General features: G+C 34.5%; 2 protein-coding genes. One reads left to right on the forward strand and one right to left on the reverse strand.

Features of this window, described 5'->3' with window-relative positions; genetic code table 11:
- Window positions 1-488 precede the first annotated feature (488 nt).
- The gene (locus tag HG1285_RS01445; protein WP_008289396.1) at window positions 489-1,049 is read left to right on the forward strand and encodes a 5-formyltetrahydrofolate cyclo-ligase; all 561 of its coding nucleotides are present in this window, start codon (window positions 489-491) and stop codon (window positions 1,047-1,049) included.
- On the opposite strand, the gene HG1285_RS01440 is transcribed toward HG1285_RS01445, so the two are convergent.
- On the reverse strand, window positions 1,032-1,379 hold a 348-nt coding region (locus tag HG1285_RS01440; protein ID WP_008289397.1), incomplete at its 5' end, for an IS110 family transposase. The two genes, HG1285_RS01445 and HG1285_RS01440, sit on opposite strands and share 18 nt — an antisense overlap.

The following is a 1,379-nucleotide window of genomic DNA, read 5'->3' on the forward strand; positions in this document are numbered from 1 at the left end:
ACACTGCTGGACGAGATACCAAAGACTTGCAAACTTATAAAAAAGTTAAATTTTTGACGTATATTTTATTGGAGATGGCAAAAAAGCATTGCTGTTTCTGTAGAGTTTAATGCGGAAAACAGAAGCTTAACAGACGAAGAAGTTAACCAGATGGTAGAAAAATTGGTTAATAAGTTAAATGAAAAATTTGGACTAAAACTAAGGAAGTAATGGAAGGTATACGCGGAAAAAAAACGGGGCTTAAACCCCTTATTTTAAATAAATTGAATAAAATTGGCCTGCGAGGTGCGACAGGGATGTCCTGAAATTTTCTGGGCTATGACAGAAAGAAAGGGAGTCCTATATCTCGGATACCCAGTAGGGTTCCGATGCGAACACCCACCTATTGCTATCAGCCCTGAAAGATGGGGCTAGTCCCGTCGGCCTTGCGGGTGGACTAATGTATTTTAAGCTCTTCCGCGTGGCCTTCCATAATAATGGGAGGTCATATGAAAGAAGGAATAAGGAAAAATTTACTAAATAAGAGATTAGAACATAAAAATATCAAGGAAGATTCTGGAAAAATAGTAAAAAAACTGCTGTCTCTTCCTGAAATACAAAATGCACAAACAATTCTTTTATACTATCCTCATAAAAATGAGGTAAATGTCCTCCCATTATTTGAAATACTTTCTTTTAAAGGCAAAAGAGTTTTATTTCCAAAAACAGTAAATGAAGAAATTCACCCTGTTGCCGTAAACTCATTAAAAGACCTAAGAAAAGGTAATTTTGGCATTTTAGAGCCTGAAGGAAAGAAAACCGAAAAAGAACATATAGATATAGTCATTGTTCCAGCAGTAGCATTTAACAAAAAAGGTTATAGAATTGGTTATGGAAAAGGTTTTTACGACAGGTTTTTAAAAGATTTTAAAGGATTGAAGGTTGGAGTTGCTTATGACTTTCAGATTGTTGATGACCTGCCTGTCAATGAACACGATGTACCTGTAGACATTATAGTAACTCCAACAAACTTAATTAAAGTAAATAAGGAGTCAAGTATTAGAAATTAAAGAAGGATGATTAAAAAATTGCCTATTAGAAAGCATAGCAAATATGACACGAACCAGCTTATTAACAACAGCAATCATAGCCTTTTTTCTGCTTTTGAACTGCTGATACTTTCTTCTATAATACTCTCTAAAAATTTCGTTCCACATAACAACACCAGTAGCCATCTGATAAAGAATATTTCTCAAAAAAGGATTGCCCTGCTTAGATATACTCATTCTAACCTTCCATTTACCAGATTGCTTAACAACAGGGTCTGTTCCAGCATAACTTATAAGCTTTTTAGCATTCTCAAATCTGCTTATATCCTCTATTTCTGCAATAAACCTACA

This window comes from Hydrogenivirga sp. 128-5-R1-1 (genome assembly GCF_000171895.1).